Annotated in this window: 21 protein-coding genes; 8 read left to right on the top strand and 13 right to left on the bottom strand. The window is 61.3% G+C overall.

The window, feature by feature from the left end; translation table 11 throughout:
• Positions 1 to 22 precede the first annotated feature (22 nt).
• The 5 genes from msub_RS16555 to msub_RS16535 form a co-directional block, all read right to left on the bottom strand.
• Positions 23 to 1,105 (bottom strand): L,D-transpeptidase family protein, encoded by a 1,083-nt coding sequence (locus msub_RS16555; protein ID WP_048497262.1) that lies wholly within the window; start codon positions 1,103 to 1,105, stop codon positions 23 to 25.
• Positions 1,106 to 1,158: 53 nt separating this feature from the next.
• Positions 1,159 to 1,728 (bottom strand): TMEM165/GDT1 family protein, encoded by a 570-nt coding sequence (locus msub_RS16550; RefSeq protein ID WP_048497261.1) that lies wholly within the window; start codon positions 1,726 to 1,728, stop codon positions 1,159 to 1,161.
• 225 nt (positions 1,729 to 1,953) lie between these two features.
• Positions 1,954 to 3,345 carry an MDR family MFS transporter gene (locus msub_RS16545; protein ID WP_048497260.1) on the bottom strand — a complete coding sequence of 464 codons (1,392 nt, stop codon included), beginning with the start codon at positions 3,343 to 3,345 and terminating at the stop codon, positions 1,954 to 1,956.
• A 6-nt stretch (positions 3,346 to 3,351) separates the two neighbouring features.
• A complete protein-coding gene (locus tag msub_RS16540) occupies positions 3,352 to 3,777 on the bottom strand; it encodes a MarR family transcriptional regulator (protein WP_048497259.1) in 426 nt (141 codons plus the stop codon).
• Positions 3,778 to 3,941: 164 nt separating this feature from the next.
• Positions 3,942 to 5,225: an MFS transporter gene (locus msub_RS16535; RefSeq protein WP_048497258.1), complete on the bottom strand. Its 1,284-nt coding sequence runs from the start codon at positions 5,223 to 5,225 to the stop codon at positions 3,942 to 3,944.
• 271 nt (positions 5,226 to 5,496) lie between these two features.
• Between msub_RS16535 and msub_RS16530 the strand changes: the two genes are divergently transcribed.
• From msub_RS16530 to msub_RS16515, 4 genes are all read left to right on the top strand, one after another.
• Positions 5,497 to 6,399, top strand: coding sequence for a helix-turn-helix transcriptional regulator (locus msub_RS16530; RefSeq protein ID WP_048497988.1), 903 nt, complete (start codon positions 5,497 to 5,499; stop codon positions 6,397 to 6,399).
• Positions 6,400 to 6,408: 9 nt separating this feature from the next.
• Complete coding sequence (locus msub_RS16525) at positions 6,409 to 8,172, top strand: ExeM/NucH family extracellular endonuclease (RefSeq protein WP_227506831.1); 1,764 nt, start codon at positions 6,409 to 6,411, stop codon at positions 8,170 to 8,172.
• Positions 8,173 to 8,293: 121 nt separating this feature from the next.
• Positions 8,294 to 9,181, top strand: coding sequence for an alpha/beta fold hydrolase (locus msub_RS16520; protein ID WP_048497257.1), 888 nt, complete (start codon positions 8,294 to 8,296; stop codon positions 9,179 to 9,181).
• 155 nt (positions 9,182 to 9,336) lie between these two features.
• Positions 9,337 to 10,410 (top strand): AraC family transcriptional regulator, encoded by a 1,074-nt coding sequence (locus tag msub_RS16515; protein WP_048497256.1) that lies wholly within the window; start codon positions 9,337 to 9,339, stop codon positions 10,408 to 10,410.
• Here the strand turns inward: msub_RS16515 and queE are convergent, their stop codons facing one another.
• Together queE and queC are read right to left on the bottom strand one after the other, a co-directional pair.
• Positions 10,411 to 11,067, bottom strand: coding sequence for a 7-carboxy-7-deazaguanine synthase (queE, locus tag msub_RS16510; protein WP_048497255.1), 657 nt, complete (start codon positions 11,065 to 11,067; stop codon positions 10,411 to 10,413).
• On the bottom strand, positions 11,067 to 11,732 hold the full coding sequence (gene queC / locus msub_RS16505) for a 7-cyano-7-deazaguanine synthase QueC (RefSeq protein WP_048497254.1): 666 nt from the start codon (positions 11,730 to 11,732) through the stop codon (positions 11,067 to 11,069). Before queC ends, queE begins: the two co-directional genes overlap by 1 nt.
• A 185-nt stretch (positions 11,733 to 11,917) precedes the next feature.
• On the opposite strand from queC, the gene msub_RS16500 reads away from it, so the two are divergent.
• Complete coding sequence (locus msub_RS16500; protein WP_048497253.1) at positions 11,918 to 12,442, top strand: 3'-5' exonuclease; 525 nt, start codon at positions 11,918 to 11,920, stop codon at positions 12,440 to 12,442.
• Between the two features lie 428 nt (positions 12,443 to 12,870).
• The gene (locus msub_RS16495; RefSeq protein ID WP_048497986.1) at positions 12,871 to 13,143 is read left to right on the top strand and encodes a hypothetical protein; all 273 of its coding nucleotides are present in this window, start codon (positions 12,871 to 12,873) and stop codon (positions 13,141 to 13,143) included.
• Positions 13,144 to 13,183: 40 nt separating this feature from the next.
• Here the strand turns inward: msub_RS16495 and msub_RS16490 are convergent, their stop codons facing one another.
• From msub_RS16490 to msub_RS22250, 4 genes are all read right to left on the bottom strand, one after another.
• A complete protein-coding gene (locus tag msub_RS16490) occupies positions 13,184 to 13,597 on the bottom strand; it encodes a response regulator (RefSeq protein ID WP_048497252.1) in 414 nt (137 codons plus the stop codon).
• Between the two features lie 12 nt (positions 13,598 to 13,609).
• On the bottom strand, positions 13,610 to 14,167 hold the full coding sequence (locus msub_RS16485; protein WP_048497251.1) for a hypothetical protein: 558 nt from the start codon (positions 14,165 to 14,167) through the stop codon (positions 13,610 to 13,612).
• A 33-nt stretch (positions 14,168 to 14,200) separates the two neighbouring features.
• Entirely contained in the window at positions 14,201 to 17,686 is a 3,486-nt protein-coding gene (locus msub_RS16480) for a response regulator (RefSeq protein WP_048497250.1), read from the bottom strand.
• A gap of 130 nt (positions 17,687 to 17,816) precedes the next feature.
• A complete protein-coding gene (locus msub_RS22250; protein ID WP_227506830.1) occupies positions 17,817 to 18,116 on the bottom strand; it encodes a hypothetical protein in 300 nt (99 codons plus the stop codon).
• 54 nt (positions 18,117 to 18,170) lie between these two features.
• On the opposite strand from msub_RS22250, the gene msub_RS16475 reads away from it, so the two are divergent.
• Positions 18,171 to 18,929, top strand: a complete 759-nt coding sequence (locus msub_RS16475) for a hypothetical protein (protein WP_227506829.1) — start codon at positions 18,171 to 18,173, stop codon at positions 18,927 to 18,929.
• Between the two features lie 12 nt (positions 18,930 to 18,941).
• On the opposite strand, the gene msub_RS16470 is transcribed toward msub_RS16475, so the two are convergent.
• On the bottom strand, positions 18,942 to 19,193 hold the full coding sequence (locus tag msub_RS16470) for a hypothetical protein (protein ID WP_048497249.1): 252 nt from the start codon (positions 19,191 to 19,193) through the stop codon (positions 18,942 to 18,944).
• 198 nt (positions 19,194 to 19,391) lie between these two features.
• Here msub_RS16470 and msub_RS16465 point away from each other — a divergent pair, with 198 nt between their 5' ends.
• Positions 19,392 to 19,736, top strand: a complete 345-nt coding sequence (locus tag msub_RS16465; protein ID WP_048497248.1) for a hypothetical protein — start codon at positions 19,392 to 19,394, stop codon at positions 19,734 to 19,736.
• Between the two features lie 10 nt (positions 19,737 to 19,746).
• Here msub_RS16465 and msub_RS16460 read toward each other — a convergent pair whose 3' ends face one another.
• Positions 19,747 to 21,033: a serine hydrolase domain-containing protein gene (locus msub_RS16460; protein WP_048497247.1), complete on the bottom strand. Its 1,287-nt coding sequence runs from the start codon at positions 21,031 to 21,033 to the stop codon at positions 19,747 to 19,749.
• Positions 21,034 to 21,119 lie beyond the last annotated feature (86 nt).

Raw genomic sequence — 21,119 nt, 5'->3', positions numbered from 1 at the left:
AACCGAACGGGCCGGAGCCCGCTCAGAAATAGAGCCGCTGTTCGGGTTCCGCGGTGGATTCAGGTGCTTTTTCGTCGACGGTCTTGTCGGCCGCCATCTGGGTCACCCGTTCACCGATCATGGTGGGAATGCCATCGGCCTGATCCACAGCCAGCTCAATCGCAGCGCGCTTGACCTGAACACCCGGATGATTGGCGCGGAACGCCTCAACCTCGGTGAAAACCTGCTGCCATAACCGGTCACGATCCTCGCCCGTGTACTCCTCATGAGGGCGATGCACTTCGAGCCAGACTTCGCCCCGGGAGAGCCCGATCTTGACGGCATCACGCACGATCTGAACCGGAGTGCCCTTCTCGACCTGGTACACGAACCGGGAAATATCCTCGTTGTACATCCGGAAGCAGCCATGGCTGACCGGCATACCGACGCCAAACTTCTTGTTGGTACCGTGAATCAGGTAGCCGTCTTCACTGAGCAGCAGGGCGTGACTGCCCAGAGGGTTATTCGGGCCCGGCGGAATCATTCGGGGCAGAAAGCCACCGGAGGCCTCGTATTCTGCCCGGATACTGGCGGGGGGATACCAGGCCGGCGATTCCAGTGGCATGGTCACCCTGGCGTTGGTCAGCGGTGAGGGATTCTCTGCCGTGCCCACCCCGACCGGATACACCTGCACGCCGTTATCGGAAAAGTAGTACAGGCGATATTCCGCCAGGTTGATAACAATACCTTCGCGCCGGGCATCCGGAAGCACATACTGTCGCGGCAGGGTGATCAGGGTGCCTTCCCCCGGGAGCCAGGGGTCGACACCGGGATTGGCCTTCACCAGCTCCAGATACCCCAGCGCCAGGCGGTTGCCGATGCCCGCAAAGGTATCCTCGTAGCTGGTCTCATAGACCCCCAGTTCACCCGCCAGGTCGCCCTTGATGGGAAACGTGGGAACCCGGGGACTCCGGTCAATGGTTTCCGGCTCGTCAGTACCCTTGGCTCCGTCAGTTCCCTCTGCCCCGCCTGCTGCGGCCCCGGAGTTCGCTGGCTCTGCCGCGTTAAGTACCGGCAGCGTCAGCATCTGGGCCAGGAGCAGCACCGCTGAAAATCTCAACCACATATAGATAATGCTCCGAAATCATCATGGCACCCGGATAATGACAGCGGGTACCGTCAGGAGTTCACATAGATCGCCCACACAGTAACGATGGCCAGCGCAACAAAAAGAACGCTTGCACCAATTCGCGCAGTGGCCAGGGGCAACCGTTCCATCAGCCAGCGTCCTGCCATGATAACCGGTATATTGGCCAGCAGCATCCCCACCGTGGTTCCGACCACAACCCAGAAAGTTTCAGTGAAGCGGGCGGCAAGGACAACGGTCGCCACCTGGGTTTTGTCGCCGATCTCGGCCAGGAAAAACATGATCGTGGTGGCCATGAAAGCCCCCATGCCGAGAAACTTCGAATCATCGCTGTCGTCTTTATCCGGAATCAGTAACCAGAGCGCAATGGCCACGAAGCTTACCGCCAATATCCATGGCAGCCAGGCCTCGGGAATGAGACTGGCGACCCAGGCACCGAGCCAGGCAGACAAGGCATGATTGAGAATGGTGGCCACCAGGATGCCGAGGATAATCGGCAAGCGGGTTGCATATCGGGCAACGAGGAAAAGCGATAACAGCTGGGTCTTGTCACCGATTTCCGCTATGGCGACAGCGACCGTTGAGGCAAGGAATGCGTCCATGAAAAACTCCAGGGCGGATCGTCAGACATGAGACAGCTCACCTTCCGCCCTATGGAGGTGAAACTGCCTCAGGTCTTGCCAATTTCACCGAGGCGCCGGTGAAACATGATAGCCATGGGGATTGGGCCCCAAGTGTGTTGACTACCATCCGACCGGAATACCGGGTGCGGAGGCTACTCCCCTGAAGAGTGAGCGAATAGTAATGGATTCGTGGAGGCAGGGCAACTAACCCCGCATTTTCCATACCGGTATTGCGGCGACCGCGACAAATGCCGCCACCAGCCACCAGGCCGAATGAAAGGCACTGATGGTTGGCATGCCACCAGCGTGCTCACCGAACTCAATGGTCAAGGCCACAAGATTGACACCGAATGCGCCACCGAGCTGCCGCATGAAGTTCAGGGTGCTGGAGCCGGCCCCCAGTTCATGGGGCTCCAGCGGATTGAGCGCGCCCGTGGACAGCGCGGGCAGCATGAAGCCGATGCCGATTCGGCCCACCACCGCCCAGAGAGCCAGCCAGCCCATAGCCAGTTCCAGATCAGAAAGCGCAAACAGCGCCGCAGACAGGGCAAATACGGCGATACCAAAGATAACCAGCTTGCGGGCACTCTGCGTGTCGGCCAGCCGGCCCGCGAGCGGAAAAATCATGCCCAGGACAATGCCGGCCGGCAACATCAACAGACCGGCCTCGGTCGCCGTGAACCCAAGAGCTGTCTGCACAAACAGAGGAATCAGATAGGTCGATCCGAACAGGGCAAGACCCAGCGCCATTGCCCCCAGGCAGGCAAAGAGAAACGTCGGCTTGCGCAACAGGTCAATGTTCACCAGCGGGTTTCGGGTGCGCCGCTCCCGGAAGACAAAAAGCCACAGGGCAGCCAGCGCCAACAATGCCTCGGCCCCGATCCATGCCCACTGCCCATCGGCCTGCTGCAGCCTGTTGAGCGTATCCAGTGACAACGCAATGGCAGCACCGAGCAGCAACAGGCCGGCAAGATCAAACCGATAGGGAGCAGGACGGTCCGGCGGCACTGGCAGAAAACGCCAGGCCATCAGAACCCCGATCAGGGTCACCGGAGCCGGAGCAAACATTACATATCGCCAGCTCAGCTGATCGACCAGAAAGCCGCCAAGCACCGGGCCCAGAGCCGGCGCCAGGATCACGCCCATGCCATAGATGCCCATGGCCTGGCCACGGCGATCCCGGGGAAAGATACGGAACACCAGGAACATGCCCATGGGCTGCATCAGGCCAGCCATGGCGCCCTGGCCAATACGCGCAACAATCAGCTGTTCCGGGGTGACGGCAAATCCACCGGCCAGAGAAATCAGGGTGAACAGGAACATCGCCATGGCCAGGGTTTTCCGGATCCCGAAATGATCCAGCAGCCAGGACGAGGCGAGCATGGTGGTGGTCATGGCGGCGATAAAGCCCGTGGCGAGCCAGTGCACCTGGCCCTGGCGGATGCCGAATTCCACCATGATGTCGTGCAGCGCCACGTTGACCACCGTGGCGCTGAGAACCGTGGCCATGGTACCGGTTACTACCGTAACCAGTGCCAGCCAACGCCAGCGATCCCCGTAGCGGGCCTTCAGGCCCTCAACCGAATTATCAGCCAAGGATGATTACTTCTGCTTTTCGGCGTTTTCCAGGATTCGGTTGAACACCCGGACGGTGCACTCGATATCTTCGTCGCTGATCCCTTCGAGCATTTCCTCCCGAAGCGTGCTGGCCCGCCTGGACAGATCATCCATAAAACCACGGCCGGCGGTTGTCAGGTGCAGACGGCGGGCCCGGCGGTCGTTCGGGCAGGGCCTGCGCTCAATCAGCCCCTGCTGCTCCAGACTGTCCAGCAGGCGGACCAGCGTCGGATTCTCGATGGCCATGAGGCTGGCCAGCTCTCGCTGGGTCAGGCCTTCACCGCCCTTTTCCAGATACACCATGGTGCTCCACCGTGCCTGGGTGACGCCAAGATCCTTCAGGCGCTCATCCAGCATTTTTCGCCAGCGACGGGTAACCCGGGCTACCGCAAAAGGAAACTGTTCTCTCATCTGTCGTCACTCCATTCAAATGGAACCGGGGCCAGCCTTCGGCAAGGCCGGTAATCGGCCAATCAATAACCCTATCGGAAAGTTACCAATAGTATGCTAACAATTGAAATAAAAACAGATGCGAAAGTCAAAACAAAATCGGGGAAAACCGAGAGGGCGCTGCGTCAGCCAGCCTGGCGCAGCTCTTCCTGCATGTCGTCGACTTTGGTCGACTGGTGGAAATCGCTGTTCCGTGGATCCATCTCGGTCAGCACCGGAGAGGTTTCCGGCATCGCCGGCACAAAGTGCTCCTGATCCTCAACCGCAACGTCCTCGGTGTGAGTGATGCGGTAGCTGGTGATAACGGCCAGTCCCAGCAGGAACGCGGCATTGCCCAGGAACAGCCCTTTCGGCCCGAGCAGGTTGATCAGTTCCGCCATGGCGACCGGTCCGATCACGCTCCCGACACCGTAGCTGAGCAGCAGCGTGGCGCTGGCCGCGACAATCCGTGTGCTTTCCATGCGGTCATTGGTGATGGCCACCGCGATCGGGTAAAGCGTGGCGGACAGCCCGGTAAACAAGCCCACCAGCAGGGTCAGCAGCCAGAGGTTGGCGGCCCCCAGTAGCACAACGCCGCCCGCCGAGGAAGCGGCAGTCAAAGCCACCCAGAACATCACCCGGCGGCGATCAAACCGGTCACACAGCCGGCCGAGTGGCCAGGCCATTATCATCGCGGCCACGATGGCGCTGGCCATGAAGGTGGACGTTCTGGCAACGTCCAGCCCGACCAGGGTCGCGTAGACCGGTCCCAGGGCGTAGAAACCGCCGATCATTATGCCGCAGATCAGAGCACCGGTGACGCCGGTGAAGGACTCCCGGGCGAGGGTAAAAAAGGAAATACGCTGCACCTGCTCAATCACCGGGGCTTCCATCCGGGTCATCGAAAGGGGTACCAGCGCCAGCACCAGCAAAATCGCAGCAATCGAGAAGGGCATGAAATTGGCCGGGTCGCCAATATTAACGATTAACTGGCCACCGGCCGCCGAGAGATAGAATACAATCTGGTACACGGCGAACAGTGCGCCGCGATTGGCATTGGTGGCCCGACTGGAAAACCAGCTCTCGATTACCACCAGCACGCCGGCAATGCTGAACCCGGACAGCACGCGCAGAGCGGCCCAGAACAGCTCGGAAACCGCCATCGGGTAAAGCAGGGCCGTCACGGCGGCAATGGCGGCAAATACCGCAAAGGCCCGGATATGGCCAACACGGCCGATAACCCGGTGAACGTAAAGTGTGCCCAACACAAAACCGATGGAGTAACAGACCAGGATCCAGCCAATGATATCCGGCGATACCGCTTCGATACTGAGGCGGATGCCCAGCAATGTCATCAGGAACGCATTGCCACTGACCAGCAGGATAATGCTCAGAATCAGGGCAGACAGGGAGGTGACCATTCGGGTCATTACAGCAGCTCCGGGCGTTACAGGATGTTTTCGGGTTGATGGAACACAAAGTAGCAGCAAGCACCGGACTTTGCCGGGCACGTATTAGATCAGGCGCCCGAGGTGAAGCCACTAAGCACTTCCCGAAACCTGTTAACCCGGTCACAAAAACCCGCAAAGGCAGTTATGGTGCGGTTTAACAGAGTTTTACATTAATGTGCCGTAACAGACCCTGCTGGCCGGAGCAGGTAACATAAATGCGAGCTATTCATTGGACCACGAGCGCCTGGTTATGAAAAAAACGGAATGGCCCATCCGCTGGGATCTGCTGCTTCGCTACCGATTGATTGAAACCGTTGCCCTGTGGGAAGGTCGTCTGACCACCAACCACATCTGCCACAGTTTTGGTATTGGTCGCCAGCAAGCGTCCAAGGACATCAATACCTATCTGCGGGAGCTGGCTCCCGGCAACTTGGTTTATGACCGCCACCTCAAAGGTTACGTTCCCGCTGCAAAATTCCGCCCGGTGGTTACCCGGGGCATGGTGAACGAGTATCTGGATCTGCTGGCCCGCCAGCAGAGCCTGAGCAATACCTTCGAGTCTCTCGACATTGGCCTGCCTGACAGCATTGTCGTGCCGGGCCCGAACCGTGTTATCGCCCCGGAAACAATGCGGGCGGTGGTTGCCGCGACGCGGCAAGGGCGCCAGTTGCGAGCCAGCTACGCCTCCCTGAGCCGGCCGGAAGCGGTTGAAAGCATCCTTGAGCCCCATACCCTGGTGTGTGCCGGCAACAGCTGGCACCTGCGCGCCTGGTGTGATTCAAACCGGGAATTCCGTGATTTCGCCCTGAGCCGGTTCCGCACCGCGCCGGAGGCCCTGAGACAACGGGCAAAACACCCGCGCGAGCAGGACAAGGACTGGAACCGCGAGGTTACCCTGGTGATCACACCGGATCAGCGCCTGACCAGAGCCCAGCAGGAAATTATCGCCGGTGACTACGGCATGGACCGTGGCCGGCTGGAGATTGGCACCCGGGCAGCCCTGGCGCCCTATGTGCTTTCGCGGCTGGGAATTACCTTCGACAACCTGCACCCGGATCCGCTGGTTCAGCAGCTTGAGCTGGCCAATCCGGATCAGCTCGGATTCGGCAGCAAACGTGAGCAGGCGCTCAAAGCGGTTGCCGGCCTCTGCTAGACTGCGGGTGTGAACCTCCGACACCGGTTATTTTTCCGTTTCTTTTATCTGGTACTGCCGTTGCTGCAGGGCGCTGCAACGGCAGCGGCCGACTGTGGTGATCCCGCCACTGCGATTTCGGCTGTCCAGGGCAGTGGCGCGGCCTCGACACTGGTCGGGCAGACGGTGACCGTGGAAGGCATCGTTACCCAGGACTCCCGGGCCGAAGGCGGATTCGGCGGCTTCTACCTTCAACAGGCAGATCACCAGGCCGACAGCAATCCGGCCACCTCCGAGGCGATCTTCGTCTACACCAACCGCGATACCGGCAAACCTGGCAGCCGCCTGCGGGTAACCGGCAAGGTCAAGGAGTTCCATGGCCTGACAGAGCTGGTGGCGGTCCGGAGCATCCGGGAGTGTGGCCGGGATGCGCAACCCGAGCCGGTCATGGTCGATCTGCCATGGTCCATGCATCCCGAGAGCCGGGAAAACATGCGGGTACGCTTCCGCTACCCGCTAACGGTGGTGGATAACTACAATCTCGCAGAATACGGCGAACTGGCACTGGCCGCCTCGGATCAGGTACAGCCCACCGAATACCGTGCCCCGGGTCAGGAGGCCTATCGGTTATCCGCCAGCCACCGGCAGAACCGGGTGCTGCTGGACGACAACCGCTCGGTGCGCGATCCCCGCCCGGTGCCCTGGCCACCGGCAGGGTTGTCGCTTGCATCCACGGTGAGAGCCGGTGACCGGGTCGGCAACCTCACCGGCGTGCTGGACTTTCGGTTTGATGCGTGGCGCATCCAGCCCTCGGGCGAACCGGCATTTATTGCCAGCAACCCCCGATCGCGGGCGCCCACTCGCCTGCAGAACGATACTGTCCGGATGATGGCCCAGAACCTGGGCAACTACTTCAACGGCAACGGCCAGGGCAAGGGATTTCCCACCTCCCGCGGCGCCGGGACGCTCGCGGCCTTTGAACAGCAGCGACAGCGCCTGATCCACACCTTGCTGGCGCCGGACCCGGACATCCTGGCCGTTTCCGAACTGGAGAATGATGGCTATGGTCCCGCCAGCGCCATTGCCGGGCTCGCCCGGTCCCTGGGCGATCACTGGCAGTATGTCCGCACGCCGGGCGAGGACGGTGGCGATGAAATCCGCACCGCCCTGTTATACCGCAGCGACCGGATAACACCCGTCGGCGCACCCTCCCGGCTGACCGACGGTACCTTCCGGACCAAGGGCCGGCCCCCGCTGGCCCAGGACTTTCGCCGCATTGGCGGTGAGCGGACAGTGCGGATTGTTGCCCCCCACCTGAAGTCGAAATCCTGCCGCGGCGCGCGGGGAGCCGACCGGGATCAATCCGATGGACAGGGCTGCTATACCCGTCGGCGGGTGGCCGAGGCCAGCGCGCTGGTCAACTGGCCGGGCGTCCATTCCGGCGACGGGCAGTCCATCGGCACCCTGATCGCCGGCGACCTCAACAGTTACCTCAGTGAACAGCCACTGGCGGTGTTTTCCGCCGCCGGCTTTACCAGCATGGTGCATCACTTTCATCCCTGTACGCCGGCCCGCTGCCGGCACTACACCTACCGTTACAAGGGCGAAAAAGGCACGCTGGACCACGCCCTGGCCTCCGAACAACTGCGCCCCCGGGTGCTGGGCGCCAAGGCCTGGCTGGTGAACACCGATGAGCCCCGGGCGATCGGCTACCAGGGCATCCGCCAGAACGGCCAGCAGGGGCCCTGGCGATCCTCCGACCACAACCCGGTGATCATCGACCTCAGGCTCTGAGGGCAGTCCGGGCGCCCGTGGTTGCCCGTCCGCCGCGACAAACCGGCACTTTAGCCAAAGCACCGGGCGCCGCTCAGGATACACTGGAAGCCAGACCCACAACCGGAAATCATCCACCACCATGAGAGTTCCCACGCCCAACCTCTGGCCTGCTGCACGCATAGGGCAACGCGTCCTGTTGCAGGCGCGCCGCCGGCAAACCCTGGTTGACGGCCACAACATGGTCTATCTGGAACGCGGCAAGCCGGGCGCCGGGCGCCCGACCCTGGTGCTGATCCACGGGTTTGCCGCGATGAAGGAAAACTGGGGGCTGTGGCTGCAACGGCTACCCCGGGACTGGCACCTGCTCGCACCCGACCTGCCCGGCTTCGGTGAAAGCGACTACCGGCCGGATGCCTGCTACCGCTACGAAACCCAGGCACAACGCCTGAAGCACTGGCTGGCCAGCGTGCATACGGACAACCTTCACCTCGCCGGCAGTTCCATGGGCGGTGCGATTGCGGCGGTTCTGGCCCATTCACTGCCCTCTGCGCCACGTTCATTGACCCTGCTGAACAGTGCCGGGATCCCCGAGCACGACCAGGTGGACATCCACGCGCCCGTTGAGTCCGATCGGGACGCCATTCTGATTCCCCGGGACTGGAAAGGCGTTTACCGCATGTTCAACAGTGTCGGTACGGGCAGGCCCTCAGTCTCCGGGCTGGCCATGGCCGGCCTGCTGGGACCCGATCTTCTGGAGCGCCGGAGTGCCCTTCAGCATATCTTCCGGGACATGCTGGCGGACGCCCTGGCGCCGGCCCGCTATCTCGGGCCGGACACGCCACCACTGCAAGTCCAGTGGGGCGACCGGGACGTTATCACACCCACCCGATGCGTTGACTGGCTCAGCTCGGCCACACCTCACGCCGAGATCCATATGTTCCGGGGTATCGGGCACCTGCCGATGCTGGAAACGCCCGGGCGTTCCGCGAGCGTCCTGGAGCGCTTCATTCGCCGCCAAGGGCCGTGAGAGTTCACTACCCGCCCGCAACTCTGGCCACGAGTTGGCCTTTCGGGCCATTGTTTCCGTCAGCGAAGTCATGGGGGAATGGCCCGGAAGGCGCCATAATTGTGAAAGCCACGCATTCCACGGCATAACAAAAACAGCGTCAGACGAGGAAACCCATGCGCGCCTCCGTATCAACGGGCCAGGATCTGGGCATGCCGGCCATCTATCTTCACCTTCTGGCCGAGCTGCTGAACACCATCGGTGTCGACGAGCAGGATCTCCTGCTCCGGGTCGGCCTGGATCCGGCCCGCCTGCAATCCACCAATCTCCGGGTCAGCCAGCCCCAGGCCAGCGAATTTGTCACCCGGGCCATTATCGAGAGCGGCGAGCCGGGGCTTGGCATACTGCTGGCCCGGGAGCTGAAACTTCCCCTGCACGGCGCCCTGGGAACGGCGGTGATGAGCAGCCGCACCCTGGGTGACGCCATGGAGCTGGTGACCCGCTACCTGACCCTTCGGGTGCCCCACCTCAAGGTGAGCAAACGGGAAAACGGCAGTCTCGCGTGGTACCTCGTGTCCTGTGGCATTGATCTGGGGCCGCTGCAGGGCTTTATCATGGATGCCATGCTGTTCGGGTGCGTGTCCATGGGCGCCCAGTTGACCGGCTCGGTGGTTGACGGGTTGCGGATTCTTCGCCGTGGCCCGGAGCCTGCCTATTTCCAGCGCTTTCGCGCCCGGATTCCGGTACCGGTGGAATTCGGTGCCACGGAAAATGCCCTGGTCATTCCGCTGGCCCGCCTGAGCCTGCCGGTTCGCTTCACCGACGACCAGTTGGCTGCCTCCTCCCGGGCCCAGTGCGAAGAGGCGCTTCAGCAACTCACCGAGGATGCCGGATTCGCCTGCCGGGTGCGCCGGGTGATTGAAACCAGTTACCCCTTCCCGCCGAAACTCGCCCGGGTTGCAGGTACGCTCTTCGTCTCCGACCGAACACTCAAGCGCCGGCTGCACGAGGAAGACGCCAGTTTCCAGCAGCTGGTGGACCGGGTTCGGCTGGAACGGGCGGCGGATCTGCTCCGCAATACCGCCATGAACCTGAGCCAGATTGCCGATGCCCTGGGTTACGCCGATGCGGCCAACTTTACCCGGGCCTTCAAGCGCTGGACCGGCACCAGCCCGAGCCAGTACCGGAACACCTGGAAAGCAGCGGGCGTCGGGAAAAAGACCGCCGAGCGGGTGCCGGTAGCCGGGTAGTCAGTCGATGCCAATGATCTTGTGCATCTGCAGGGTCAGGCGCCATTGCGGGTGGGCCAGGCAGTAATCCGTAGCACGGCGGGTATTGCTTTGTTTGATCTCGTCCACGGCGGTTTCCGGTACGGCGGGCGATGCCATCGGAGACAGGAAGTAATGGCTTGCGCGAATGCCCAGGAAGCGCTCGGGCATCGCCAGAGGCTGCGGGTACACCAGTTTCAGCTCATCACAGGTATCGATCACCACCGGCGCATCGGCCTTCGGGCTGACACACAGCCAGTCAATGCCCTCCGGCGCCGGCAGGGTACCGTTGGTTTCCACGCCGACTTCAAGGCCTGCCCGATGGAAAGCCTCAATCAGGGCAGTATCCAGTTGCAACAGGGGTTCGCCGCCGGTGCAGACCACGTAGGGCTTGCCGGGCGCATCCGGCCAGAGCGCACGAATGTGGCGGGCCAGGGCGTCCGGCGAGTCAAACCGGCCGCCGTTCTGGCCATCGGTGCCGACAAAATCCGTGTCACAGAAATTGCAGATCGCACTGGCCCGGTCTTTCTCCCGCCCGGTCCAGAGGTTGCACTTGCTGAACCGGCAGAACACGGCGGCACGACCGGCCTGGGCACCCTCACCCTGCAGGGTGTAGAAAGCTTCCTTGACCCGATACATCAACGATTACCCTCATACTCAAGCGGGTCGGTGACGCCATTGGCGGCAAACGCCTCGAGACGCTCGACGCAGGAGCCGCAACGGCCACAGGCCCGGTCGCGACCGTTATAGCAGGTCCAGGTGCGGGCGTAATCCAGCCCGAGACGAAGACCTTCCGCCAGAATCCGGCCCTTGTCCATGGCCATGAAGGGCGCCTCGATGCCGACCGGCTCATAGTTGGCCACCCGGCACACCGCATCCATCTTCGCCACGAATTCCGGCCGGCAATCCGGATAGATGGCGTGGTCACCGCCGTGTGCGCCATACCAGACAGCATCGGCAGCCATCGTCACCGCGTAACCGGTCGCCAGCGACAGCAGGATCATGTTGCGATTAGGCACCACAGTGGCCTTCATGCTGTCTTCTTCATAGTGACCTTCCGGCACCTCGAGATCCGACGTCAGCGAGGAACCGGCCATCACCTCACTCATGGCGCGGATATCGATCACCTTGTGGGGAATGCCCAGGGCCGTACACACCGAACGCGCGCAGTCCAGCTCCTTGACGTGCCGCTGGCCATAATTGAAGGACAGGGCATGTACCTTATAGCCACGCTCCCTGGCGAGATGCAGCAGGGTGTAGGAGTCCATGCCTCCGGAATAGATTACAACCACGGTGTCAGTCATTCGGGCTCCCCGTATGGTGCGATTCTGGTTTAGCTGGTTTACTGTCGGGCCCTTGACCGGTCGCTGTCATCGGGCTTTTACAATCAATGGACATATTGTAACAGTGCAGGCACAGGTTGGGTTCGCGTCCCGGGTTCGGGGCGGGTAAACTCAGCTAAAAACACTTCATCTTCCAAGCTGACGCAATGACCACTATCCGCCCGGCATTCATCGATTTCGAGGCATCCAGTCTTGATCTCATCGCAAGCTACCCGATTGAAGTAGGCATCTGCATGCCGGACGGAAGCCTGCACAGCTGGCTGATCTGTCCCCATGTGCTCTGGCAGGACTGGTCCGAGAGTGCCGAGCAGATCCACGGCATTTCCCGCCAGACCCTGGAAAGGGACGGTGCGGCGGTCAGCGAGGTGGCGCGGGCGCTGAATGAGTTGGTGCCGGAACAGGTGTTTTGCGATGCTTGGACCTTTGACAGTTTCTGGCTGCACCGGTTGTTCAAGGCAACCCGCATACGGCCGGCGTTCCAGCTCGAGTCTATCTCGGCCCTGCTGGATTCACGGCAGGTTCGGCAGTGGTCCGCCACGCGCCAACAGGTCATCTCGGAACTCGGCCTGCCCGTGCACCGGGCGGCCAATGACGCCCTGATCCTGCATAAAACCTGGCAACGCCTCGCCGTGGAAGATCACACCGCCGTACCGACTACGAAGTTTCTCTGACCAAAAAAAACGCAGCCCTGAGGGCTGCGTATAAAGGAGAGATCCATCGACTGTCTGGCGCGGCAGACAATCGGGATTGCACAACGTAAAACACGTGACGCCGAAAATTATGCCAATCGCCCCGGGCGCCGTCTGTAGGGGTTTGCCGAAGAGCCCGGCCTATTGCAAACGGCCTGATAGCCTATACACTGGCAAGTGAACCGAAACAAAAGAGCCGGTATGACCAGAATGATTCCACAGCTCATTGCTTACATAGCCGCAGGTTGCCACGCAGGGCAGTCTGTTCGCGCGATGGTGAAAGACATCTAACGGCTTTCGGTCAGTCCCGGGAGCCTTTGTAGCGACCGGGTCAGCTTCTCCGCGAAACCCCGGTTGCTCTCGGCACCGGGGTTTTGTTTTTGCAGCCGCAAAACGACAAGGAGAACATCATGAAAAGACATCCGACAACACGCGCCGCGAACCAGCCCATGGGCACGCGTCAGGGCCCGATCAAGCGGCCTGAGAAGCTGCCGCTGCTGGATGCAATCTGCAAGAAACTGAATCAGCGCGTCAATCTGGACGACGAACAGCGGGTGCTGGGTGTGTACGAGCGAGGCTGGATCTTCAAGGGAGTCCTGGGCAACCTGAACGACGCCGAAGCGCGCTATGTCAGGGCGCTGGCGACCCGTTACAACTCCTGGATCGCCAGGCAGGTAGCCTGAGCGCCTTGCCAGGGTTTACACCATTCCGGGTCTGGACCGGTCAGTGGCGACGGTTCAGACCCTGCATGGTCGCCATGTCTCCGCCGTGAACCATGGCGTAATTGTTCACTACATCATGAATCTTTTCCTGGGAGTAGGGTTTCACCACATAGCCGTTGGCGCCCGCACTGATGGCCCGCTGAATACTTTCAATTGAATCGTCAGCCGTCACCAGAACGATGTGCTGCTCCTCCCGGCGCCGCTTGAACTCCAGCATCAGCTCGTGGCCATCGCCGTCCGGCAGCCCGAGATCCAGCAGGATGATCTGGAACTCACCGGCTTCGAAGGCCGACCTGGCAGAGCCGGCATCCACGCACTCGGCGACCTGCGTTGCTCCGGCCTTGTAGAGCATGTTCACCAGCCGCTCTCGCATTACCGGCTCGTCTTCCACTACCAGCACTTTAAGGTCCGTCATGGGTTGCTCCTGTCATACTGTTGAGTCGTTGCCTCTGCGCCGGGGCAGATCCAGCGGCGCAGGGCGAGGCATATCCGGTTCCCTCGGATCCGGACGGACTGATATATCCTGCAGGTCGGCCAGCGATTCCTCCCTGTCAGATCGGGTCAGGATATTACTGATACTGACCGCTGTAGAGTAAAGGGAGATGGCAATGATCAGCAGGGTCGGCTGAACAAAAGTGACAAAGCCCGGTACATCGGCACTGCCCAGTATACTCAGTATCAGAATGATCGCCGGTCCCAGCACCACAAACAGGGTCAGCGCGATAAAGAAAACAATACGCTCCTTGTAGCGGCCCAGGTCACGGTTGGTTACCAGCCCGAGCACAAACTTGCCGATGGCCAGGCCAGCCAGAATGGCCGCTGCAATACTCAGATCGGGGCGCAGCAGGGTTTCATAGAGCCGGCCTTCCCAGAGCCGCTGCATGCCGATGATCAGGAAGGGGAACAGGACGAACAGAATGTCTGCGTAGGTCCCATACATCATACTCAGGGAGTGGTGTTCCTGGCGTTCCGGCAGTTCACTCATTGCGTGCTTCCTGTTGTTTATTCCTGGGGCAAGTCAGCCTCGCGCCCCGGCAGCGGCCAGGGCACGGTCTATCATTTCACCCAGTCCGTCAAGTTCGCTGCGAACCCGTTCCCAGTCCGGCGACGTCGCTTTCACAAGCTCTTCAAGCTGACCCGCCTGGCGGGTCATCAGCGGATAGCCCATGGCCCCCGCTGTGCCCTTGATCTGATGGGCTTCGGTTATTATTACGCCCCGGTCACCCCGGGCCAGCGCGTCACTCATCCTTTGCTGTCGACCCGCCAGACTGCCCAGAAACTGGCCAACCAGGTGGGCAATCTCGGCATCTTCATCGGCCTCGGAGAGGGCGACCGGGCTGAGGCCCAGCAACCGTTCCAGCAGCGACCGCAGATGCGCCTGGTCAATCGGCTTGTTCAAAACTCCGTCACAGCCGGCCTGGAGCAGCGCATCGGTTTCTTGCTGATCGCCGGCGGTAAAGGCGATCACTGGCCGCCGGAAGCCCGCCTGGCGCAGCAGCCTGGTCGCGGCAACACCATCCATACCCGGCATATGACGATCCATCAGAACCAGATGAACCGTGTCTGCCAGCGCGGCACGCACCGCCTCCTCGCCACTGGTCACCGCCACAACATCCAACCCCTCGCGCCGCAGCATACGCTCGACCAACTGGCGATTCTCCTCGTTGTCTTCAGCCACCAGAACCTTGCCCTGGAACCGTGGCACCGGGCTGGACAGGCTGTCCGGGGCCACCACCAGATACCGGGCCAGGGTTTCGAAGAAGCGTTGCTTGTCGATGGGCTTGGCCAGATGCTCATTACAGCCTGCCAGCCGGTAATCGGCAATATCCTCAGACATCACGTTGGCGGTAAGCGCGATCACGGGCGTGTTCACTCCGGCCTCGCGCAACGCGGCCGTGGCATCCCGGCCGTTCATGACCGGCATCTGGATATCCATCAGAATCAGATCGAAAGGCTCGCGGATGGCAAGCTCCAGGGCCTCGGCACCATTGCCCACATGCACCAGCTCGGCCCCGGTGCGGGAGACCAGCAGGGACACCAGGCGCCGGTTCACGTCGTTGTCTTCGGCACACAGGATCCGGCCCGACAGCTTCGGTGCCACCACCATGGGTATGGCCCTGCGACGCTGGCTCAGTTCCGAGGCATCGCGCAGGAAATGCACCTTTGCCAGCGGCCCGGTGCGGATCGAGAGTTCAAACTCACTGCCTTCGCCGTAGGTGCTGTCCACCCGGATACTGCCGCCCAGCATTTCCGCCAGGCGCCGGGAAATACTGAGCCCCAGCCCGGTGCCACCGTATTGCCTGGAGATGGCAGCGCTGCCCTGGGCGAAGGGGTCGAACAGCCGCCCCAGCTGCTCGGACTTCATGCCGATGCCGGTATCAACCACCCGGGCCACCAGCCGCTCCTCTTCGCGATCACACCGGACAATCAGGGAAATCGAGCCTTTTTCAGTGAATTTCAGGGCGTTGCCGCACAGGTTTATGATGATCTGACGCAACCGCGTCGGGTCGGTCAGGATCTGCTCCGGCAAGGGATAGTCGCAGATGATGGTGAAATCCAGGCCCTTTTCCCGGGCCCGGGGCGCAAAGAAGGCCCGGATTTCATCCAGCAGCTCCGGCAGATTGACCGAAACGATATCGACATCCAGCTTGTTGGCGTCAATTTTCGAGTGGTCAAGAATATCGTTGACCAGTTCCAGCAGGTGGCGCCCGCTGCGCACCACGGTCTCGGCGCTGCTGCGCTTCTCCCGCTCGTTCAGGTCGGGATCCAGCAGGGTTTCGCCGTAACCGATGATCGCCGCCAGCGGCGTGCGGATTTCATGGCTCATGTTGGCCAGGAACTGGCTCTTGGCCTCGGCGGAGTTGCGGGCCAGCTCTTTTTCCAGCCGCTCCTGCTCCCGCTCCCGCTCGATGCGCTGGCGGTTATGGCTCTCCGTGGCATCGATACAGGTGCCCTCGAGATGTGTCGGTTCGCCTGCCGAGTCATAAACCGTGTGCAGTGAGATGGTCGCCCAGCGCTCTTCACCGTCGCGGGTCAGGTAACGGGCCTCGATGCCCTTCACCGTGCCCCTGGCCTCAAGCTGCTCCACCACCAGCCGGCGTAACCGGTCGTCGGCAATGCAGGTCTCCAGCACATCCGGGTTGCGCTGGAGCAGCTCCCGGCTGCTGTTGTAACCCAGCAACCGCGCCATGGCGGGATTGGCGGTGACAAAACGCCGGTCCGGAGAGACCTGGAACACGCCCTCAATGGCGTTATCAAACAGTGACTGGTAACGCTGCAGGTTCGACAGTGCCCTCTGGCTCCAGCCCAGCGCCTCGCCCTGAACCTGCTTGATCCGGTCTGCGAGGGCAAACGAGAAGAGGATGATCTGGGCGGTCAGGCCGAACTGGGGCGAATAGATGGTGAAGGTATTCAGCGGCAGCAGCCCCATCACCGTCAGGGCATAGATTCCAAACCCGACCAGTGCCAGATTCCAGGCAAAGAAGTAGGCCCTGGCTGCCGGGTTGTAGTAGCGCCAGGACAGATAACTGACAATGATCATGATCAGGCTCAGGACGATGGTGCCAACGACAATCCATTCCATGGCCACGTGGTAGGGCAGAAACAGCGACAGCACAAAAGTGGCGACAACCGAGTAGAGACAGAGCCGAATGACCTGGTCGAGATCCGCCGACCGCTCCCGCGTTTCCAGCAGGGAGCGCGCCATGAGCAACCCCCAGAACCAGGTCAGAATGATCTGGAAATGCAGGTATTGCTTGTCGAACAGCGCCGGCCGGCTGTCCAGCAACTGGATGCCATGAACCTGCTCGGTGGCAATGAATATGGTCGCCGACACCAGGTAGAGTACGTAGTAGATGTTACTGCGCTCGCGGACCGAGACCGCCACAAACAGGTTGTAGGCCAGGATCGCCAGGATTGCACCCAGCAGAATGCCCCGGACTGCCTCGTCCACGGAGACCTTTTCGATGTAGCTGTCAGGTTGCCAGAGGCTGATTGGCAGGCGGAAGGTATTGGTGTTGATCACCCGCAGGTAGACGCGGTTCAGGGTATCCGGCGCCAGGGACAGTCGGAAGGTCGGATTGGGGACTGCCAGATCCCGTTCGGCCCAGTTATCCTCGTAGCCGGCCCGACGCTGCTCGACCAGGGTGCCGTCGCGCACCATGAACAGGGCCACCTCATCCACCAGCGGTAACGCCAGCTCCAGGATCCAGTCGGTTTGCCCGGGGTTCTCACGTGTGCGCAGGTCAAGACGCACCCAGTAGGCAGATTCGGTGTAGCCGAAGTTCAGCACACCGCCCTCATGAAGGGTGAACGCGCCCGGCTCCAGGCTCCGTACTTCCTCCAGGGTAAGGCTCTTGTCCGGATCTTCCAGGAACCAGATGCAGCCACCAAGATCACGGATGCTCTCAACACCGCTGCCAAGAACAATCTCGCCATTACGGCAGGGCCCCGCAGCACTGGCCGCCACCGGCAGGAGAGCCGCAACCAGAAACAGCAGTGCCATCAACGAACCTGTCGCCGCCGGGGGCGCGAATGTGAGCCGTTGCTGCAAAATGTGATCTCCGCGAGGGTAGACACCGGTTTTATGTTTTATTGTCAGTAGCCGCACCGGGAAACCAGCCCGGTGGTTCACTTTAGCCGTTCACGCCGCTTTTCGCATCCCGGGGCCTTCTGAAATGAGACATTCCTGCATGTTCGCTGCCATTTGCGCCACAGTTCTCGGCCTGAGTGGCTGTGGCGCCAAGGACAGCGGTTCGTCGGCGCTCAATCCGGCCACCGATGTTGATATCACTTTCTCGACCTTTGATCTTGAGAATACCGCCAGGGCCCCGAACAATCTGGAACACACCCGCTTCCACGATTTTTAACGGGGCATCCAGCCGGCCGGCACGGACCCGGATGACCTGAAGACCACCGCCGAGGTCCGCAGCCACATCGGGAATTTTATCCGCGCCACGCCGTCGGATTCCGGTATCGAATACACCCGCGTGCGCAATCCCCTGGACCTGATGAATCAGGTGCTTGCCTCCGGCGAGGTCAGCAACTTCCAGGAAGGTAAGGCGTACATCAGCCAGCGCATTGCCCAGGGCGTGGCCGGCGTCTACAACAGCCGCGGCAATGGCGCCCAGATCCGCTTTACGGATCAGTCCGCGGTGCTGGCTGATCTGCCCCTGAACGATCAGGCCTGGATCTACCCGACGCTCGACTGGCGTTATCTGCCGGACGGCGCCGAAGGCACCGGCCTTTCTGAAAAGGTGTACCGCACAATCCAGTACGTCAGCCGAAGTGTTGATCCGGAGGACCAGGCGGCACAGCCGGAGCTGGTCAGCGTTCTGGCGGGCAGTCGCTTCGACGCCAACAGCTTCATGGAACTGGGCTACAGCCCCACGGAATATGCCACAGCGGATTACCTGAGCCGCAGTTACGGCAGCATTGAATTCCGGCAGGATTTTGTCGTGGACAACACCGACACCCTGTTCATCAAGAGCGCCGACGCGGAAGTGCTGGGGCTGAATCGCTACCCGGGGTACACCCCGGCGGACAACAGCCCGGATTGCCTGCGGGTCGAACTGGACTACAACGTCGAAACGCTGAGGATCTTCGCCTCGAATGGCGAACCGGCCCGTATTGATGACCCGAATTCCGCAAACGAGCAGGACACCATAGCCAACCCGGCTTACTGCAGCTACCAGGACGATGCGGAGGCCATCACCAGCTGGGCCACACAGGCCGTTACCGGGCGTTAGGTGCCCGGGCGGCTAGCTGAAACCGCCGTCTCTCAGATCCCAGTTCTGCAGGAATCCCTTCTTGCGGTCTATCATCCGCTCGTAGCTGGAAATCATGATGGCGGCGTGGGGCGCTTTTACCAGGCGAAGTGTTTCAATCCGGCGCTCAAGACGCTCGACTTCCGAGCGTACCTGCTGGTGCACATGGTGGCGAACACTGTCGTGGTGGTCCAGCTTGACCTCGCGGGAGGCCAGCTCGTAGCTTGGTAGTGCGGGCTTGTCCATTCGGCTTCTCGTCCATTGAGTCGTGAAAGATCCTTTTCCCAGCATGCAAGTCTGCCCAACTGTCCGACAGACTGCAATAAAAATGAATATAGTTTCATTTTTCGTTGGGTGCGGGCACACCCGCTTTCGATCCACACGGCCGAACCCCTGCTATAGTTCCCCATAGAAATGCAATTTGTAACCCGTACAGGAGCTACCATGACCCAGACCTCCGTGGCGGATACCCTGCGTGAGTATTCGTCGCTGCTGGAACTGCTGGATGACGCCTACTGGGAAGCCAGCAGCATCCGCCATAAAGACATGCTGTATGACATCATCAGCATCTTCAGCCAGGAAGTGGCCGAGATCAACAAGCTGAGCATCCAGGATCACCACTACCCCTATGAGGTAATCACCGAGGGCATCAGGCGGGTAGTGCCAAAACTGGAACGGCTGGATGAAAACCGGGAAGACGTGATCCAGCGCACCCAGACCCTGACCGACTTCCGGGACATACTGTCATCCGTGCTGGGCATTCTGGAGGCACAGCTGCGAACGCTGTGACGCCTTCGCCTCAGGCGGCAATGGCCGGCCGCCGGTGCTCGGGAATCAGCGGGAACCGGTCACACACGGTATAGACGAACTTCGCCAGAGCCGGGAGGTGGTGGCCGACAATCGGAAACCCGGTGTTGAGCAGGCTGACCGAGATATCCCGGGCAGCATCGGCCCAGCAGAGCTTGTTGATCAGCCCCACGTGGCCGAAGGCATGGCGGCTCTGCTGGCCCCAGAGGCCCACCGGATTGCCACCCAACATCATTCCGGCACTGAACCGCATGGGCACCAACATGGTCCGGTCAATCTGCAGCGAGCCGAATTGCTGGATGGCACGGCGAATGGTCAGCTCACTGCAGATCCGCCGGCCATTCCATCGTCCCCCGTTCAGCATCATCTGGAAGAACCGGCTCATTTCTTCCGCGGTGCCGCACAGGTTTCCGGCCGGAATCACCGATTCCTGAAAGCGCGGGTCGTTGGTCACCCGCTCAACCGTCCGGATGTCACCGCCCAGGGCCCGGTTGACGACCCAGGAAACGGGAAAGCGCGGGGTCGGACCGGTTGCGTAATTGCTGGCCAGTTCGGTCAGATGCTCCGGTGCGATGCCGTAGGTAAACCACTTCATGCCCATTGGCTGGCGCAGGTGCCGATCCAGGTAGTTACCGATGGTGTCCCCGGTAACACGCTCCAGCACCCGCTGAAGCACAAAGCCACCGGTGATGGCATGGTAGGCGACCTTGGCGCCGTCCACCTCCACGGGCCTGGCGGCGCACAGCAGGCGCCAGATTTCGTCGTTGTCCCACAGGACATCGATGGGCGTTTCCCGGGGAATGGCCGGAATACCGCCCCGGTGGGACAGGATCTGGTGGACGGTGATGGTACGTTTGCCCGCACTGGCAAACTCGGGGCAATAGTAAGACACCGGATCCATCAGGTTAACCAGCCCCTGTTCGGCGAGCATGTGGATCAGCAGGGCAGTCACTGCCTTGGAGGCGGAAAAATAGCAGATGGGGGTATCGGTGGTCATCGGAACCCGGACTGCGTCTGCAGGATCATGGGGCCCATTACCGCTGGCGTGGCCAATGGCCCGATGCAGAACCTGTTCGCCCCGGTGGCGCACAGAAATCTGGATACCGGGATGCACACCGGTGCGGTACATCGCCTGAACGCTGCGCCAGATGGCCTCGACAGCCTCTTCACTGACGCCTGCGGCGGCCGGATTCTCACCCGCCGCATCCCGGAAGCTCACGGTTTCGAGATCCGCTGGAATCCGGCAGGTGTGAAGGGCACGGCGGGCAAGTCGGTTCATCTGGTCAGGCCTTTGTCAGAGCATTTGTTGTTATTCTATCTTCCGGTCAGCCGGCACAAATTACATTGGCCGGACGGCGACCGGGC

Source organism: Marinobacter subterrani (assembly GCF_001045555.1).
Lineage (GTDB): Bacteria > Pseudomonadota > Gammaproteobacteria > Pseudomonadales > Oleiphilaceae > Marinobacter > Marinobacter subterrani.
This window is presented reverse-complemented; position numbering and strand designations above follow the sequence as displayed.

Bases quoted from the DNA above. Each gene is read 5' to 3' on its own strand.
- msub_RS16555 (WP_048497262.1), bottom strand. From the start codon at position 1,105: ATGTGGTTGAGATTTTCAGCGGTGCTGCTCCTGGCCCAGATGCTGACG.
- msub_RS16550 (WP_048497261.1), bottom strand. From the start codon at position 1,728: ATGGACGCATTCCTTGCCTCAACGGTCGCTGTCGCCATAGCGGAAATC.
- msub_RS16540 (WP_048497259.1), bottom strand. From the start codon at position 3,777: ATGAGAGAACAGTTTCCTTTTGCGGTAGCCCGGGTTACCCGTCGCTGG.
- msub_RS16535 (WP_048497258.1), bottom strand. From the start codon at position 5,225: ATGACCCGAATGGTCACCTCCCTGTCTGCCCTGATTCTGAGCATTATC.
- msub_RS16530 (WP_048497988.1), top strand. From the start codon at position 5,497: ATGAAAAAAACGGAATGGCCCATCCGCTGGGATCTGCTGCTTCGCTAC.
- msub_RS16520 (WP_048497257.1), top strand. From the start codon at position 8,294: ATGAGAGTTCCCACGCCCAACCTCTGGCCTGCTGCACGCATAGGGCAA.
- msub_RS16515 (WP_048497256.1), top strand. From the start codon at position 9,337: ATGCGCGCCTCCGTATCAACGGGCCAGGATCTGGGCATGCCGGCCATC.
- queE (WP_048497255.1), bottom strand. From the start codon at position 11,067: ATGTATCGGGTCAAGGAAGCTTTCTACACCCTGCAGGGTGAGGGTGCC.
- queC (WP_048497254.1), bottom strand. From the start codon at position 11,732: ATGACTGACACCGTGGTTGTAATCTATTCCGGAGGCATGGACTCCTAC.
- msub_RS16500 (WP_048497253.1), top strand. From the start codon at position 11,918: ATGACCACTATCCGCCCGGCATTCATCGATTTCGAGGCATCCAGTCTT.
- msub_RS16495 (WP_048497986.1), top strand. From the start codon at position 12,871: ATGAAAAGACATCCGACAACACGCGCCGCGAACCAGCCCATGGGCACG.
- msub_RS16490 (WP_048497252.1), bottom strand. From the start codon at position 13,597: ATGACGGACCTTAAAGTGCTGGTAGTGGAAGACGAGCCGGTAATGCGA.
- msub_RS16485 (WP_048497251.1), bottom strand. From the start codon at position 14,167: ATGAGTGAACTGCCGGAACGCCAGGAACACCACTCCCTGAGTATGATG.
- msub_RS16480 (WP_048497250.1), bottom strand. From the start codon at position 17,686: ATGGCACTGCTGTTTCTGGTTGCGGCTCTCCTGCCGGTGGCGGCCAGT.
- msub_RS16470 (WP_048497249.1), bottom strand. From the start codon at position 19,193: ATGGACAAGCCCGCACTACCAAGCTACGAGCTGGCCTCCCGCGAGGTC.
- msub_RS16465 (WP_048497248.1), top strand. From the start codon at position 19,392: ATGACCCAGACCTCCGTGGCGGATACCCTGCGTGAGTATTCGTCGCTG.
- msub_RS16460 (WP_048497247.1), bottom strand. From the start codon at position 21,033: ATGAACCGACTTGCCCGCCGTGCCCTTCACACCTGCCGGATTCCAGCG.